Genomic DNA, 15,844 nt, shown 5'->3' with positions numbered 1-15,844 from the left:
CATTCACAAACAACATCAACTACCCGGTTTTACCGGATACCAGCGTGGCGTATACACCCATCGCTCGCCATTGGGGCGGGCAAAGGTGCAGGTGGTCGAAGAACCGATGAGCACCATGGTGCGCATATCCACCTGCTCAGGCGTCAGCTCACCCAGGGTAATGACACGCAGGGTCTGCCCCGGACGACCGATATCACGCCCCAGCGTCACGGGCGTTTCAGGGTTACGGTGCTGGCGCACGATTTCCAGCGCCCGTCCCAGTTGCCAAGGGCGAGAGCGCGAGATCGGGTTGTAGAAAGCCAACGCAAGGTCAGCCTGAGATGCCAGGTCCAGACGCTTTTCGATCACATCCCAAGGCTTGAGGTTGTCCGACAGCGACATGACACAGAAGTCATGCCCCAAGGGCGCGCCAGCCTGGGCAGCCGTCGCCAGGGAAGCAGAGACGCCCGGCAGGATTTCCAGCTCAACGGCATGCCATTGAGGGTCACTGGATTCATGCAATGCCTCAAGCACGGCCGAGGCCATGGCAAACACACCCGGATCACCGGACGACACCACCACCACCGAGCGACCTTGCGCCGCCAGTTCAAACGCATGGCGAGCACGCATCATTTCTTCGCGGTTGTCGGTGCAATGCAGCACCTGATCGGCACGGAATGGCCCGGCCATACGCACATAGGTTTCATAACCCAGCACGTCGTTGGCACGTGCCAGTTCGGCCTTGACCGCAGGCACCATGAATTCGGCAGCGCCAGGCCCCAGACCAATGACCGCAAGCCGTCCGCGTCCACGGCCGATCTGCTGAACATCCAGTGGCTGGTGGGCAACGGCAATCGCAATGCCCTCGCCCACACTGATTGGCGGCAGCAGCTGCGGTACCGCATGCCGGGCCATCTCGCTGGCGGCTTCGCTTTTGACAAAACGCACTGGCACACCCAAACCGGCTGCGGCCTGATGCAAATCAGCATCGGCCATCTGAGCATCTCCGGCCAGCAGGCAGGCCAGGGATTGCACGGCGACTCTGGCTTCGTGCAAGGCAGCCCGCACGTTGTCAGCCAGTTCCGGGCCTGTCTCACTGACCGCAACCAGCACGCTGCGCGGGTAAATCAGCAATTCGTTGCTTGAGGGCTCGCGCTCGGCACAACCCACATGAATCGCCAGATCCGCGTGGGGATCTTCCGGCAGTTGCGCCTGGGCCAGCCACGGTGCCGCGCCTTCGATGCGTACGTGCTCGCCGGAGAGCAGATCGGAAACAAAGCGCTTGCCCAGCTCCAGATCGCCCAAGGCATAACCATTGGGCGGGTTGAGCAGGCAGGTGCCGAAACGCAGCTCACCACTGGTGGTGATAGCCGGTGCAACGCCAAGGCCAGCGGCTATTTCACGAGCCATGACATTAACCCCACCCAGCCCGCCCAGCAGCGGCACGACTGCGCTGCCGTCTTCGGCCACGGCCAGCACGGCAGGTTCGACCCCCTTTTCCAGCAGCAGTGGTGCCAGAGTCCGAATCACGATCCCGGCCGCGCACAGGGCAATGATCGGCGTGTTCTGTTGATAAAGCTGGCGCAGAGTCGTGCCAAATTCGCTGTAAGTGCTATCCGCTCCCTGCACACGCTCGGCCAGACCATGAATCAGTGCATCCGGGTATAGCTGCTGAATCCGTCGCGCGGTAGCCAGGCTGCCATTGCCCAGAATCACAATGGCTGGAATGTTCTGGACCATCAGCCTTGCCACCTTTCGCCGGGAACGATAATCAGCGAGAAATAAGGCGACGACATGGGGTCGACCTGATCCAGCGGCACGATTTTCTGGTTGGCCATGGTGGCACGCTCAACGTACAGCGCACGCCCGGCCATACCAAGTTCTGCCAGCACATCACGCACTTTGGGAAAGTTGCGACCCAGCTTCATGATGACCGCCGCATCGGCGTCAGCCAGCTTGCGTTTGAGCTCGTCGTGCGGCAGCACGCCGGACAACACCGACAGGCTCTGATTGCGATACACCAGTGGCGCACCCAGCACGGACGCACCGCCCAGCATCGAGCACACACCCGGAATCACCTGAGCTTCATAACGCTCGGCCAGACGGTCATGCAGGTACATGTAGGAGCCGTAGAAAAACGGGTCGCCTTCACAGATCACCGCCACATCGCGACCGGCATCCAGATGCGCCGCCACATCCAGACTGGCTTCGTCATAGAAGTCACTGATGACCTGCTCGTAGGACAGCGGCGCAGGTAGCGCTTCGGTGGTCACCGGGTACACCAGCGGCATCAGCGTCTGGGCTTCCTGCAAGTGACCTTCGATGATGCCGAACGCATTGCCTTTCTTGCCCTTGGCCACGAAGTAGGCCACCACAGGCGATTCGCGCAACAGACGCAGCGCCTTGACGGTAATCAGTTCCGGGTCGCCGGGGCCGACGCCCAGGCCAATCAATCGACCACGAGCCTGCATCATTCGATCTCCGTCGCCAGTGCGTTGACCGCCGCAACGGCCATGGCGCTGCCGCCACGACGGCCTTGCATGATGACGAAAGGCACGCCACGGCTGTCGGCGGCCAGCATGGCCTTGGATTCGGCAGCACCGACGAAGCCCACCGGAAAACCGAGGATCAACGCCGGTTTCGGAGCACCTGCATCAAGCATCTCCAAGAGATAGAACAGCGCGGTCGGAGCATTGCCGATCACCACGACGCTACCTTCCAGGTGCGGACGCCACAGCTCCAGCGCCACGGCGGAACGGGTATTGCCCAGCTCACGGGCCATTTGCGGAACGCCTTCGTCATGCAAGGTGCAGATGATCTGATTGTTGGCCGGCAGCCGCGAACGGGTGATGCCTTCGGACACCATCCGCGCATCGCAGAGGATCGGCGCGCCCGCCGCCAGTGCATGACGCCCGGCAGTTCCGGCACCCGGCGAGAAGCGCAGGTCTTCAATGACCTCGACCATGCCGCAGGCGTGGATGACACGCACAGCCAGCTTTTCCAGATCGGCCGGGATCGTATCCAGACGCGCTTCGGCGCGAATGATCGAGAAGGAGTTGCGATAAATCTCCTGACCATCGCGGATGTAATCAATCATGCAGAACTGCTCCGTGAGTTGGCCGCCAACTGCGCGCCAACTGCTTCAATAGTGAGGTCACGCGCACGCAGCACGCCGAAACCGGGGTGTGCTGCGTCGCGAAAATAGAGGTCGTAATGACCCGGCGAAACCGCCAGCAAAGTCACAGGCGCAACATGCGCAGCAGCGCAGGAGCGACCACAGCCGGTCAGGTGCGCTGCTTCATTGCGAGGCAACTGCCCGGCCAGCAGCAACGCATCGGCCTTGGTATCGGCAAGCCCTTTGCCGCAGCCTGCCGAACCGGTACAAGCCACGATGCGCGACAGCGGCTGTTCGCTCGAACAGATCAGGCCTGCCGCCTGCAATGCCGCCGCCACCTGCTGTGCTTGCTCGCCGGGCACATTGGGCAGCAACAGGCTTTGCCAGGGCGTAAAGCGCAAGGTTCCGTCGCCCTTTTCGCTGGCCAGTCGGGCGACAGCGCTCAGCAACGCGGGATCCAGACGCCCAAGGGGCACGACACCACCGACTGACACCAGCCCCGGCTGCGCCTGTGGATAAATGCCGACATGATGGCTATCGCCATTCGTCGGACGCTGCCATTCGGTTATTTTCTGATCAGCCCGCAGCGCAACGCTCAAGCGCTCAGACAACTGGCGCAGAATTTCCGCAACCGGCACTTCAGCCAGCAAATGCCGCATGCGAGTGTGTTCGGCCCGGGCCAGATCGAGAAACAGTTCCAGCAAGGCGATAACCAACTCATGCCCGCTCGCCAGAGGCACCGCCGCCAGCGGTCGATCATGGGCCGGGCAACCCGCCAGTCCGAAGGCCAGCAGCACTTCACCGTCCACAGCCAGCGCCGAAAGCCACAGGTCATGAGGATGCTCCAGCATGACCAGCGCCTCGCCACCATCCAGCGAGAGGGCAAACTTGGCCGACAGCTCATGAAAGCGTGAGTGCGTTTCCAGAGAAGTCAGAATCTGCGCCGCCAGCGGCCGGGTATCGAACAGCATGTGCGGGTCCAGGCCGGCGGTCGGGCTGAGCATCAGGTTGCGCACATCGTCGCTGTCAGGATTGGCCGGACCAAGCCCCGCAGCCATCAGCGACTGGATCAACCCGTCATGATCGGCGCCGATCCCGCGAATCTGAAGGTTGGACCGGTTGGTCGCCTCGATCACGCCCTGAGCATAAGTACTCGCAGCCTGCGCCACCGCCAACGCCTGAGCGGCACTGACCACGCCACCGGCCAGCTTGATCCGGCAGATTCCGCCGTCCAGAGCCGGGACGATACGCAGCAACCCCGGACAGGCCGAGGGGCGAATGGTTATGGAGGACTTGCGAGCGTACTTCGGCTCGTTCAATGAATCACCCGATCTGGACTTTCTGGACCCTGGTTGCCGCTTCAATAGGCACATGTGCCTATCGGGCGCGGTATTATGCCTGCTTTGTCCGCCAGCATGAAAAGACGCTCTGTCGGAAGTTTGGATCGAGGGATGTACATGTCGCCGTGGCTGACAGTCGTGGGAATCGGGGAAGACGGTTACAAAGGCCTGGGCAAGAATGCCCGGCATGCGCTGCTGCACGCCGATCAGGTGTTCGGCAGCCCGCGCCAGCTCGCCTTGCTGCCGCGTTGCATTCGTGCAGAGCGCAGGAACTGGCCCCGCCCGTTTTCCCTGAACCCGGTGCTGGAACAGCGCGGGGCCGAAGTCTGTGTACTGGCCAGCGGTGATCCGATGCTGTTTGGTGTCGGCGCCAGCCTTGCCCGCGTGGTCGACATCGAAGAGATGCGCATCGTATCGGCCCCGTCCTCTTATTCCCTTGCTGCGGCACGTCTGGGTTGGCCGTTGCAGGAAGTCGTCACGCTTTCGGTAGTTGCCCGTCCGTTGGCCGCCCTGAACTCACAATTTCACCATGGTGTGCGCCTGCTGGTGCTGAGCAACGATGGCAGCAGCCCGGCGGCCATTGCCGGGTTGTTGCGCGAGCGAGGATTCGGCCCGAGCCAGATGACCGTACTTGAACATCTGGGCGGCGAGGCCGAGCGGCGTATCGACGGGCAGGCCAGTGAATGGGGCAACCCGGAAACAGCGGCGCTGAATCTGGTGGCCATCGACTGTCGCGCAGACATCGACGCCCCACGTCTGAGCACCCTGGCGGGCTTGCCGGACTCGGCGTTCGAGCATGACGGCCAGCTTACCAAACGCGATGTACGGGCAATCACGCTGGCGCGCCTGGCCCCGGTGCCCGGCGAACTGCTCTGGGACGTAGGTGCGGGCTGTGGCTCCATCGGCATCGAATGGATGCGCGCCCATCCCACCTGCCGCACCCTGGCCATTGAGGCAGATGAAGGTCGTCAGCATCTGATCGAATTCAACCGCGATGCTCTGGGCGTGCCGGGCCTGCAACTGGTGCGCGGCAGTGCGCCCGAAGCACTGAACGGCCTTGAAACACCCGATGCCATCTTCATCGGCGGCGGCGTTACCCGCCCCGGCGTGCTGGAGGCCTGCTGGAAGCAACTTCGCTCCGGTGGCCGGCTGGTCGCCAATGCCGTGACCCTGCAAAGCGAAGTCACCCTGATGGCCTGGCGCGAACAGCATGGCGGCGAGCTGACACGCATCCATGTCGCCCATGCCAAACCTCTGGGGGAGTTCGACACCTGGCGTCAGGCGCTGCCCATTACCCTGCTGGATGTGGTCAAGCCCTGATGCGTGAAGAAACCGCCGAACAGCCCGCCCCTCTACGCAGTGGCCTGACCACCGGCAGTTGCGCCACGGCGACCAGTCTGGCGGCGGCTCGCCTGTTACTCGGCGGGCAGGTCAACGATGCGGTGCAGATCGTATTGCCCAAGGGCAAACAGGTGCAGATGCGTCTGGAGTTCTGCCGTCTTGTCGAAGATGGCGCGGAGGCCGCAACCATCAAGGACGCCGGGGACGACCCCGACGTGACCCATGGCGCACTGGTATTTGCCCGTGTACGGCTTGATGCCGAGCCTGGCGTGCGCTTTGTCGCCGGCTCGGGAGTGGGCACGGTGACACGCCCCGGTCTGGTCTTGAATGTCGGCGAACCCGCCATCAATCCGGTGCCACGTCGCATGATGACCGAGCATTTGCTGGGGCTGGCGCAAGAGATGAGCTATGCGGGCGGTTTCGAGGTGACGGTGGGCGTCGAAGGCGGTGAAGCGCTTGCGCTGAAAACAATGAACCCGCGCCTGGGCATTCTCGGCGGGCTGTCGATTCTGGGAACCAGCGGCATCGTCCGGCCATTCTCCTGCGCGGCTTACATCGCTTCCATCCATCAGGGTATCGATGTTGCCAAGACCAATGGCTACCTGCATATCGCCGCCTGCACCGGCAACGCCAGCGAGGACACGATGCGCAGGGTCTACGGGATCCCGGACATCGCCCTGATCGAAATGGGCGACTTCGTAGGCGCGGTGCTCAAGCATCTGCGCAAGGTGCCTGTGGATAAACTGAGCATCTGCGGCGGCTTCGGCAAGATCAGCAAACTGGCTGCCGGTCATATGGACCTGCACAGCCGTCATTCCAGCATCGACCTGCCGCAACTGGCGCAATGGGCAGCGGATGCAGGGGCCGATGAAAGGTTGCAGCAGCAGATTCGCGACGCCAATACCAGCCAGCAAGCACTGGCCATGAGCGCGGCGGCGGGTGTGCCTCTGGGCGATACGGTCTGCCAGCACGCTCTGGACTTCGCCCGCAGTGTGGTCCCCGCGCAGGTTCAGGTAGAGGTTTTCGCCATTGATCGTCAGGGCGGTATTGTCGGAAAAGCCGGAGTGACTGCATGAAACGCATATTGCTGCTGGGTGGCGTGACCGAAGCACTGGCCATCGCCCGAACCCTGGGGCCGGAGCACATCTACAGTCTGGCCGGTGTTGGCCGCGTGCCGACGGACCTGACCTGCCAGCTCAAGGTTGGCGGTTATGGCGGCGCTGAAGGCATGGCGCAATTCATACGTGAACAGGGTGTCGACCTGTTGCTGGATGCCACCCATCCCTATGCAGCACAGATCAGCCGCAATGCTGCCGTCGCGGCGGAGCTGGCCGGGATCGAGTGCTGGGCACTGCGTCGTCCGGCGTGGCAGCCAGGCCCAGGTGATGACTGGCGCGAAGTGGCTGACTGGTCAGAACTGATTACGGCCCTGGCCACATTCAAGCGTCCGCTGTTTACTCTGGGCCGCGAGCCCTTGCAGCACCTGCACGAAATTCCTGAGCACCAGTTCTGGACCCTCCGCGCCCTGGACCCATACCCCGGCAACGAACGCTGCGAAGTGATCGGCGCACGCGGACCTTTCCACCTTGAAGAAGAACGCGCCCTGTTCGAGCGCCGACAGATCGATGTCCTGATCAGCAAGAACAGCGGCAGCAGCTCCACCGAACCCAAACTGGAAGTCGCCCGGGAGCGTGGGTTGCCGGTGCTGGTGTTGAAACGGCCTGTGTTGCCAGAGGTGGATCGAGTGCTGGAAAGTGTCGAGGAAACCCTGCATGCCCTTCGCGAATGAATTCGCCCCAGATTCCCCGCGACACCCGGCCACACGTCTCCCTTTTTACTTATCGCCCCCGTTCAGGCTAAATGGCGGAGTTGACTGGACCCTTCGATAAAACGGAAACCGTAATGTCCCAACGTCGGACAACATCGGTCTGGATTGCCTGCTTTGCGGTGCTGTTCAGCCTGCTGGCCATGCCGCTGTCACCGAGCGCACCGCGCGTTCAGGGTGAGCAGTTGTTGTGGGGCAGTTTCTGTAGTGGCAGTGGCACACGTCTGGTGGCGATTTCCCTGGGCGATACTGCAAAAAGCATCCCTGACCATGAAGAACACGCCAGCATGCAGCATTGTGCATGCTGCTCAGGTTCGATCGTGGTCGTCATCCCTTCAGGCTTTACCCATGGCCCGCAGACGCGACCTGGCCCGGATTACTTTCCGCAAGCCATATTCCTGACCCACACCTCGCCCCGCCAGCAATGGCCAAGCGCTAATCCCCGAGCCTCTCCGCCAGCCTGACATTCACTGCGCACGTGTCTTGAAGCACCTGAATGAATTGACCGGAGAATCACCCATGTTCAAGAAAGCCCTCATGCTGGCTGCATTGTTGCTGCATGCCTGTTTTGCCAATGCCCACGAATACAAAGGCGGCCAGTTGCTGATCGGCCACCCGTGGTCCATGGAGCTGCCACCGAATGCGCCGACCGTCGCGGCATATTTCACCATCGAGAACAAAGGCAGCAGTGCCGACCGCCTGCTCAGCGTCAAGACCCCGATCGCAGGCCAGGCACAGTTGCATGAGCACGTGCAGGCCGACGGTCTGATGAAAATGCGCCAGGTTCCGTCAGTCGAGGTTCCAGCCGGTGCCAAAGTCAGCTTTGCGCCCATGGCGTATCACGTCATGCTGCTGGATATCAAAGACCGGTCTATGCTCACCCTCGGTCAGCGTTTCCCAATGACGCTGCACTTCGAGAAAGCTGGTGATGTCGACGTACAAGTCGTGATCCAGAAGCAGGAACCAGAACACAAGCATTGAGTGACTGCCTGACTTGAGCGCCATGCGCACTGATCGCGTCCGCTCATCCACGCCTCGTAAAGTCCGGGGCACGTGGCTGAGTCTGTTCGCCATGTTGATGATCTTTATCGGCCCACTGGTTTCCCAGTCGATGCCGATGGAGCATCACGCCGGTATGTCCATGTCGATGCCAGCCTCCATGGATATGGAGACGCACCACGCCCACCACGGCAGTGAGCATCCCAAGCCTGTCGATACGGGCATGGACGATCACGCGCTGTGGGCCAAATGTGGCTACTGCACCTTGCTGTTCAGTTGCCCCGCTCTGCCTCAAGTACTGACACTGATAGCTGCCACACCTCCCAAACCCTCCGACTTCTTTGTCGCCATCACCCGGCAAAGCCATGCGCGACAGAGCGCCTTCCTGCATGCCCGCAGCCGGGCGCCGCCCTCTTCAGCCCTGTCCTGACACCATAACGAGCGCAGCCCGGAAGGCCGCTCGAACCTGACTGATTTGCCGCAAACCTGTCCCAGAGATGGGCTTGCAATGATCCGCCATTCAGTCCTGTACTTTTTTACCGTGAGCACGCTTTCCATGTCACAGCGTAAAGTCTCTTTCTATAACCTGGCCTGGCGCTGGCACTTCTATGCCGGGCTGTTCGTCGCTCCGTTCATGATCCTGCTGTCGCTGACCGGGATCATTTACCTGTTCAAGCCACAGCTGGACAACCTGATGTACAGCGACCTGCTGACCGTCAAACCCGCTCATCACCAGATCAGCGCCGACGAGTTGCAGCAGCGGGTACTGAGCCGTTATCCCCAGTCGGCAATCAGCAAATACTTCCCGCCCGTCAGCGCCGAAGGCAGCGCGCAGTTTGTGGTGCGCGAGCAGGGTCGTGAGCTGAATGTGTTTATCGACCCTTATCGCGGCGAGATCCTGGGCACCCAGGATGCCAAAAACAACCTGCAAGCCATCGCCCGTGCGCTGCATGGCGAACTGATGATCGGCACCGTGGGTGACCGGCTGATCGAACTGGCCGCTGGCTGGGGCATCATGCTGGTGGTGTCCGGTCTTTATCTGTGGTGGCCGCGCGGGACCAATGCCGCCGGGGTGCTGTGGCCGCGTCTGAGCAGTCGCGGGCGAGTGCTGTGGCGCGACCTGCATGCGGTCACCGGTTTCTGGGGATCACTGATTCTGTTGTTCATGCTGCTCAGCGGCATGACCTGGACCGGCTTCTGGGGCAAGCAGTACGCCGAGTTGTGGAACACCTTCCCGGCTGCGATGTGGACTGACGTGCCCAAATCCACGCAACTGGCGGGCGAACTCAATACCGCCAGCGTACAGACCGTGCCCTGGGCACTGGAAAACACGCCGATGCCGCAGTCCACAGGCGAGCATGCCGAACACATGCACCATCACGGCATGTCTGCCGGCCCAGCGGCACCGAAAGTCACGTTACAGCAAGTCGTCGATATCGCCACCGAACAGGGCGTCGAGCCCGGCTACAGTATTACCGCGCCCAAGACCGCCGAAGGGGTCTTCACGGTGGCGGTGTTCGCGGACGATCCGCGCAATGACGCGACCCTGCATATCGATCAGTACAGCGGCAAAATTCTGGCTGACGTGGGCTGGAAGGATTACAGCCTGGTTTCCAGGGCCACCGAGATGAGCGTGATGCTCCATGAAGGCAAGTTCTTCGGCTGGATCAACCAGATGCTGATCTTTGTGGCCTGCCTGATGATCCTGCTCGGATCGGTAAGCGGGCTGGTGATCTGGTGGAAGCGCCGCCCTACGGGAGGCCTTGGTGTGCCGCCCTTGCGCCATGATTTACCCCGCTGGAAAACCGCAATCGTGATCATGTTCGGGCTTGCTGTAGCGTTTCCGCTGGTAGGCGTTTCCCTGCTGGCGGTATGGGCGTTCGATCGGATAGTTTTTTCACGCTTTGCTAAATCGTCGGCGGCAGCTTAAATTGCAGCTACGAAGCCTGAAACCGGCGGGCGGTTTTGTGATGAATTCCTCACCCGACCGGTTCGGGCCTCGTCAGATCTTCTGAAAAAGCCGCGAAAGCGGCTTTTTCATTTCTCCCGGGCACGTCGCGCACCAACAACGAACAAAAATCCAGCGACGCACCACGATCAGCGCCACTTCAGTGCGCGAACCTCGCCAGCGACTCCTCTAGAACGGATATGCACTCCATTTGCCCGGCTGGGCACAGCCTTTGCTTAGGACCCCTGAGGCAATTCTTTCGCCCTACCAAAAAAAGCCAACCGAACGGAGCCCGTCCAATGAAGCGTCGCAGCCTGATCAAAGCTTTCACCCTGACCGCATCAATCGCCGCAATGGGTATGACCTGGACAGTTCAGGCAGCCGAAACGATCAAGGTCGGTATTCTGCATTCGCTTTCCGGGACCATGGCCATCTCCGAGACTTCGCTCAAGGACATGGCGCTGATGACCATTGACGAAATCAATGCCAAGGGTGGCGTGAACGGCAAGATGCTGGAAGCTGTAGTCGTGGACCCGGCCTCCAACTGGCCGCTGTTCGCGGAAAAGGGCCGTCAGTTGCTGACTCAGGACAAGGTCGCTGTGGTGTTCGGTTGCTGGACGTCGGTATCGCGCAAATCGGTACTGCCGGTATTTGAAGAGCTCAATGGCCTGCTGTTCTACCCCGTGCAGTACGAAGGCGAAGAAATGTCGCCAAACGTGTTCTACACCGGTGCAGCGCCTAACCAGCAGGCCATTCCTGCGGTCGAGTACCTGATGAGCGAAGACGGCGGCTCGGCCAAGCGCTTCTTCCTGCTGGGCACCGACTACGTTTACCCGCGCACCACCAACAAGATTCTGCGCTCGTTCCTGCACTCCAAAGGCGTGAAGGACAGCGATATCGAAGAGGTTTACACCCCGTTCGGCCACGCCGATTACCAGACCATCGTGGCGAACATCAAGAAGTTCTCGGCAGGCGGCAAGACCGCTGTGATTTCTACCGTGAACGGCGACTCCAACGTGCCGTTCTACAAGGAACTGGCCAACCAGGGCCTCAAGGCCACCGACGTGCCAGTGGTTGCGTTCTCGGTCGGCGAAGAAGAACTGCGCGGCATCGACACCAAGCCACTGGTCGGCCATCTGGCTGCCTGGAACTACTTCCAGTCCGTGGAAAACCCGGTCAACAAGAAGTTCGTCGCTGACTGGAAAGCCTACGCAACGAAGAAAAACCTGCCGGGCGCAGACAAGGCCGTGACCAACGACCCGATGGAAGCCACCTACGTCGGTATTCACATGTGGGCGCAGGCCGTCGAAAAAGCCAAGTCCACCGATGTCGACAAGGTTCGCGAAGCCATGGCTGGCCAGACCTTCGCCGCGCCGTCGGGCTTCACCCTGACCATGGACAAGACCAACCATCACCTGCACAAGCCGGTAATGATCGGTGAAGTCGAGGATAACGGTCAGTTCAACGTGGTCTGGCAGACCAAGGATCCGATCCGTGCACAGCCATGGAGCCCGTACATCCCTGGCAACGACAAGAAGCCGGATCATGCAGTGAAGAGTAATTAAGACCTAGCCAATACCTTCGCGAATGAATTCGCTTCTGACGGCGCAATTCATTCGCGAAATGCCTCACCGCCGACTCCCAGGCTACCGATATGCCCAAAACCCTGTACCGCCTCATTCTCACGCTCGCGTTCCTGCTGCCATTGGCAGTACACGCCAGTGATGCTGGCGATTTCGTTTCTGCCAGCTCTTCGCAACAGGCCGATCTGCTTGAAACCTGGGCAGCCAAACCTGTGCCTGAGCGCGTCGAATTGCTTGAAGCCTTGCGCGATGGCCGTGTTGCTGCGGACAGCAGCAAACGCGCCTACCTCGAAAACAATGAGCAATACGTGGCCGTGGATGCGCAGGCTCCTGCTGCCGCCGATGCTCCAACCCCGGATGAACCGCGCAAACTGCGCCTGAACAACCGGCTGCGTGGTCTGGTCGAGACCGCGCTGGCCAGTCACCAATTGCTGGCCGCCGATGCAAAACTGCGTCTGGCCGCCGCCCGGCAATTGCAAAAAAGCGCCCGCCCCGCTCAGATCGAACTGCTGACACAACGGGTCGCTGCCGAAACCGACTCCGGCGTGCATAGCGCATTGACGCTGGCGCTGGCCAACCTGCAACTGGTCGACAGCAGCCCTTCGGTGCGTCTGGCCGCCGTGCGTCTGCTGGGTGAAACCGGCGACCCGCTGGCCCGCACACGACTTGAATCACTGCTGTCGCCGGGCGTGGAAACCGATGCAACGGTGCGCATTGCCGCTGAAACCAGCCTGGCGCAGGTCACCCGCAAGCTGATGGTTGGCGAAGTCTTGGGCCAGGCCTTCAGTGGCATGTCCCTGGGTTCGATTCTGCTGCTGGCCGCTCTCGGTCTGGCGATCACCTTCGGCCTGCTGGGCGTGATCAATATGGCCCACGGCGAAATGCTGATGCTGGGTGCCTATTCCACCTATGTGGTGCAGTTGATGTTCCAGCGCTATGCGCCGGGTGCCATCGAGTACTACCCGCTGATTGCCTTGCCGGTGGCGTTTTTCGTCACGGCACTGATCGGCATGGCGCTGGAGCGCACCGTGATTCGCCACTTGTATGGCCGCCCGCTGGAAACCCTGCTAGCCACCTGGGGTATCAGCCTGATGCTGATCCAGGCGGTGCGTCTGGCTTTCGGCGCGCAGAACGTTGAAGTCGCCAACCCCGAATGGCTGTCGGGCGGCATTCAAGTGCTGCCCAATCTGGTGCTGCCTTACAACCGCATCGTCATCATCGCCTTCGCGCTTTTCGTGGTGGTACTGACCTGGCTGCTGTTGAACAAGACCCGCCTGGGCCTGAACGTGCGTGCCGTGACCCAGAACCGCAACATGGCCGCCTGCTGCGGCGTGCCCACCGGGCGTATCGACATGATGGCCTTCGGGCTGGGCTCGGGCATCGCCGGGCTGGGCGGAGTGGCCTTGAGTCAGATCGGTAACGTCGGCCCGGACCTGGGCCAGAGCTACATCATCGACTCGTTCCTGGTGGTGGTGCTCGGCGGTGTCGGTCAACTGGCGGGCAGCGTAATGGCCGCTTTCGGGCTGGGCATCGCCAACAAGATTCTTGAACCGCAAATCGGTGCCGTATTGGGCAAGATCCTGATCCTGGCGCTGATCATTCTGTTTATCCAGAAACGTCCGCAAGGCCTCTTCGCATTGAAAGGACGGGTGATCGACTGATGAATCAGCCATTGATAGTGACCGCCGCACAGAAAGTCGGGCCAAAAGGCACGCTGACCGTGGGCATTCTGGTTCTGGCCATATTGCTGGCCATGCCGCTGTTGTCGTTGCTGCCTGCCGATAACGGCCTGCAGGTTTCGGCCTACACCCTGACGCTGGTAGGCAAGATCCTGTGCTACGCCATCGTCGCCCTGGCGCTGGATCTGGTCTGGGGTTACGCCGGTCTGTTGTCGCTGGGCCACGGCCTGTTCTTCGCTCTCGGCGGCTACGCCATGGGCATGTACCTGATGCGTGAAGCAGCGGGCGATGGCTTGCCCGCCTTCATGACCTTTCTGTCATGGACCGAACTGCCCTGGTACTGGGCAGGCACCGACAATTTCCTCTGGGCCATGTGTCTGGTGGTGTTGGCGCCGGGCTTGCTGGCGCTGGTATTCGGTTTCTTCGCCTTCCGTTCACGGATCAAAGGCGTGTACTTCTCGATCATGACCCAGGCCCTGACCTTTGCCGGCATGCTGCTGTTCTTCCGCAACGAAACCGGTTTTGGCGGCAATAACGGCTTCACCAACTTCCGCAGCATTCTGGGTTTCAGCATCAGCTCCCAAGGCACCCGGGCCACGCTGTTTCTGCTGACGGTCCTGTTGCTGGTCGCAAGCCTGTATGTGGGCTGGCGCCTTGCCCAGAGCAAGTTCGGTCGAGTACTGACCGCGCTGCGCGATGCAGAAAACCGCCTGATGTTCTGTGGCTACGATCCCCGTGGTTTCAAGCTGTTCGTCTGGGTCCTGAGCGCTGTGCTCTGCGGTCTGGCCGGAGCCTTGTATGTGCCGCAGGTCGGCATCATCAACCCCAGCGAAATGTCACCGACCAACTCCATCGAAGCTGCCGTGTGGGTAGCGCTGGGTGGACGCGGCACACTGATCGGCCCGTTACTGGGCGCAGGTCTGGTCAACGGCATGAAGAGCTGGTTCACCGTGGCCTTCCCTGAATACTGGCTGTTCTTTCTCGGCGCACTGTTCATCATCGTGACGCTGTATCTGCCCAAGGGCGTGATCGGCCTGCTGAAGAAAAGGAGCGAGTCATGAAAACCACATCGACACCCGCTTTCATGCTTGAACCGATTCTGGACCCCAACTCCGACGCCGGGACCAGCCGCGACGCCATCGGCCTGGGCCAGATAGCGGGCCAGGGGCTCAATACCCGGCACGGCACGATCCTGACCCTGGAAGACATCAGCGTCAGCTTCGACGGCTTCAAGGCCCTGAATAACCTGAATCTGTACATCGGCGTTGGCGAGTTGCGCTGCATCATCGGCCCCAACGGCGCAGGCAAGACCACGCTGATGGACGTGATTACCGGCAAGACACGCCCCAGCCACGGCAAAGCCTGGTTCGGTGAAACCCTGGACCTGACACACATGAGCGAAGTGCAGATCGCTCAGGCAGGGATCGGCCGCAAGTTTCAGAAGCCCACGGTATTTGAAGCCTTGAGCGTGTTCGAGAACCTGGAGCTGGCGCAGAAAACCGACAAGTCGGTCTGGGCCAGCCTGCGCGCACGCCTCACAGGCGAGCAAAAGGACCGGATCAATGACGTGCTGGAAACCATCCGCCTGAGCGCATCGATGCATCGCCCGGCAGGTTTGCTGTCCCACGGCCAGAAGCAGTTTCTGGAAATCGGCATGCTGCTGGTTCAGGACCCGCAATTATTGCTGCTCGACGAACCCGTTGCCGGCATGACCGACGCCGAAACCGAATTCACGGCCGAGCTGTTCAAAAGCCTGGCAGGCAAGCATTCGCTGATGGTGGTGGAGCACGACATGGGCTTCGTCGGCTCGATTGCCGACCACGTGACCGTCCTGCACCAGGGCAGCGTTCTGGCTGAAGGGTCGCTGGAAGAAGTGCAGGCCGATGAACGAGTGATCGAAGTGTATTTGGGGCGCTGAAGCGCCCAGTTGCAAGCTGTGAGCTGCAAGCGACAAGAAAAAGCGCCCTGGCTTTTGATTTTTCTTGGGGCTTGTAGCTTTCCGCTTGATGACTGCTTTTCTGCTTTTGATTTTTCT

15 protein-coding genes are annotated in these 15,844 nt (G+C 61.0%); 11 read left to right on the top strand and 4 right to left on the bottom strand.

Translation table 11 applies throughout. The features are described from left to right. Nucleotides 1-15 precede the first annotated feature (15 nt). Genes cobJ through cobG form a run of 4 tightly spaced genes read right to left on the bottom strand, consistent with a single transcriptional unit; the run spans nt 16 to nt 4,413 of the window. On the bottom strand, nt 16-1,719 hold the full coding sequence (gene cobJ / locus Q6A51_RS10745; protein WP_304574775.1) for a precorrin-3B C(17)-methyltransferase: 1,704 nt from the start codon (nt 1,717-1,719) through the stop codon (nt 16-18). After that, nucleotides 1,719-2,453, bottom strand: coding sequence for a precorrin-2 C(20)-methyltransferase (locus Q6A51_RS10740; RefSeq protein ID WP_374005032.1), 735 nt, complete (start codon nt 2,451-2,453; stop codon nt 1,719-1,721). Before Q6A51_RS10740 ends, cobJ begins: the two co-directional genes overlap by 1 nt. After that, nucleotides 2,450-3,076, bottom strand: a complete 627-nt coding sequence (locus Q6A51_RS10735; protein WP_201005035.1) for a precorrin-8X methylmutase — start codon at nt 3,074-3,076, stop codon at nt 2,450-2,452. The genes Q6A51_RS10740 and Q6A51_RS10735 overlap by 4 nt, the downstream gene beginning before the upstream one ends. Then, nucleotides 3,073-4,413 carry a precorrin-3B synthase gene (gene cobG, locus Q6A51_RS10730; protein WP_304574774.1) on the bottom strand — a complete coding sequence of 447 codons (1,341 nt, stop codon included), beginning with the start codon at nt 4,411-4,413 and terminating at the stop codon, nt 3,073-3,075. Before cobG ends, Q6A51_RS10735 begins: the two co-directional genes overlap by 4 nt. A 138-nt stretch (nt 4,414-4,551) precedes the next feature. Here cobG and cbiE point away from each other — a divergent pair, with 138 nt between their 5' ends. The 11 genes from cbiE (at nt 4,552) to urtD (ending at nt 15,727) form a co-directional block, all read left to right on the top strand. After that, nucleotides 4,552-5,754 carry a precorrin-6y C5,15-methyltransferase (decarboxylating) subunit CbiE gene (cbiE, locus tag Q6A51_RS10725; RefSeq protein WP_304574785.1) on the top strand — a complete coding sequence of 401 codons (1,203 nt, stop codon included), beginning with the start codon at nt 4,552-4,554 and terminating at the stop codon, nt 5,752-5,754. Continuing rightward, on the top strand, nt 5,754-6,851 hold the full coding sequence (locus Q6A51_RS10720) for a cobalt-precorrin-5B (C(1))-methyltransferase (RefSeq protein ID WP_304574773.1): 1,098 nt from the start codon (nt 5,754-5,756) through the stop codon (nt 6,849-6,851). Before cbiE ends, Q6A51_RS10720 begins: the two co-directional genes overlap by 1 nt. After that, nucleotides 6,848-7,564, top strand: coding sequence for a cobalt-precorrin-6A reductase (locus Q6A51_RS10715; protein WP_304574772.1), 717 nt, complete (start codon nt 6,848-6,850; stop codon nt 7,562-7,564). Before Q6A51_RS10720 ends, Q6A51_RS10715 begins: the two co-directional genes overlap by 4 nt. A gap of 113 nt (nt 7,565-7,677) precedes the next feature. Next, complete coding sequence (locus Q6A51_RS10710; protein ID WP_201005041.1) at nt 7,678-8,064, top strand: DUF2946 domain-containing protein; 387 nt, start codon at nt 7,678-7,680, stop codon at nt 8,062-8,064. 55 nt (nt 8,065-8,119) lie between these two features. Further along, nucleotides 8,120-8,581 carry a copper chaperone PCu(A)C gene (locus tag Q6A51_RS10705; protein WP_304574771.1) on the top strand — a complete coding sequence of 154 codons (462 nt, stop codon included), beginning with the start codon at nt 8,120-8,122 and terminating at the stop codon, nt 8,579-8,581. A 22-nt stretch (nt 8,582-8,603) separates the two neighbouring features. Then, complete coding sequence (locus Q6A51_RS10700; RefSeq protein WP_304574770.1) at nt 8,604-9,029, top strand: DUF2946 domain-containing protein; 426 nt, start codon at nt 8,604-8,606, stop codon at nt 9,027-9,029. Nucleotides 9,030-9,155: 126 nt separating this feature from the next. Beyond that, nucleotides 9,156-10,529 carry a PepSY-associated TM helix domain-containing protein gene (locus Q6A51_RS10695; protein WP_304574769.1) on the top strand — a complete coding sequence of 458 codons (1,374 nt, stop codon included), beginning with the start codon at nt 9,156-9,158 and terminating at the stop codon, nt 10,527-10,529. Between the two features lie 317 nt (nt 10,530-10,846). Further along, nucleotides 10,847-12,112 carry an urea ABC transporter substrate-binding protein gene (gene urtA, locus Q6A51_RS10690; protein ID WP_201005049.1) on the top strand — a complete coding sequence of 422 codons (1,266 nt, stop codon included), beginning with the start codon at nt 10,847-10,849 and terminating at the stop codon, nt 12,110-12,112. 89 nt (nt 12,113-12,201) lie between these two features. Further along, entirely contained in the window at nt 12,202-13,791 is a 1,590-nt protein-coding gene (gene urtB / locus Q6A51_RS10685) for an urea ABC transporter permease subunit UrtB (protein WP_304574768.1), read from the top strand. Beyond that, the gene (urtC, locus tag Q6A51_RS10680; RefSeq protein WP_025262165.1) at nt 13,791-14,870 is read left to right on the top strand and encodes an urea ABC transporter permease subunit UrtC; all 1,080 of its coding nucleotides are present in this window, start codon (nt 13,791-13,793) and stop codon (nt 14,868-14,870) included. The genes urtB and urtC overlap by 1 nt, the downstream gene beginning before the upstream one ends. Continuing rightward, nucleotides 14,867-15,727, top strand: a complete 861-nt coding sequence (gene urtD, locus Q6A51_RS10675) for an urea ABC transporter ATP-binding protein UrtD (protein WP_304574767.1) — start codon at nt 14,867-14,869, stop codon at nt 15,725-15,727. The genes urtC and urtD overlap by 4 nt, the downstream gene beginning before the upstream one ends. Nucleotides 15,728-15,844: the final 117 nt, after the last annotated feature.

The sequence above is a fragment of the Pseudomonas serbiensis genome (genome assembly GCF_030580745.1).
In the GTDB taxonomy this organism is placed as follows: Bacteria; Pseudomonadota; Gammaproteobacteria; order Pseudomonadales; family Pseudomonadaceae; genus Aquipseudomonas; species Aquipseudomonas serbiensis.
Note: the sequence above shows the minus strand (reverse complement) of the source record. Positions and strands in the feature narration are given on the sequence as shown.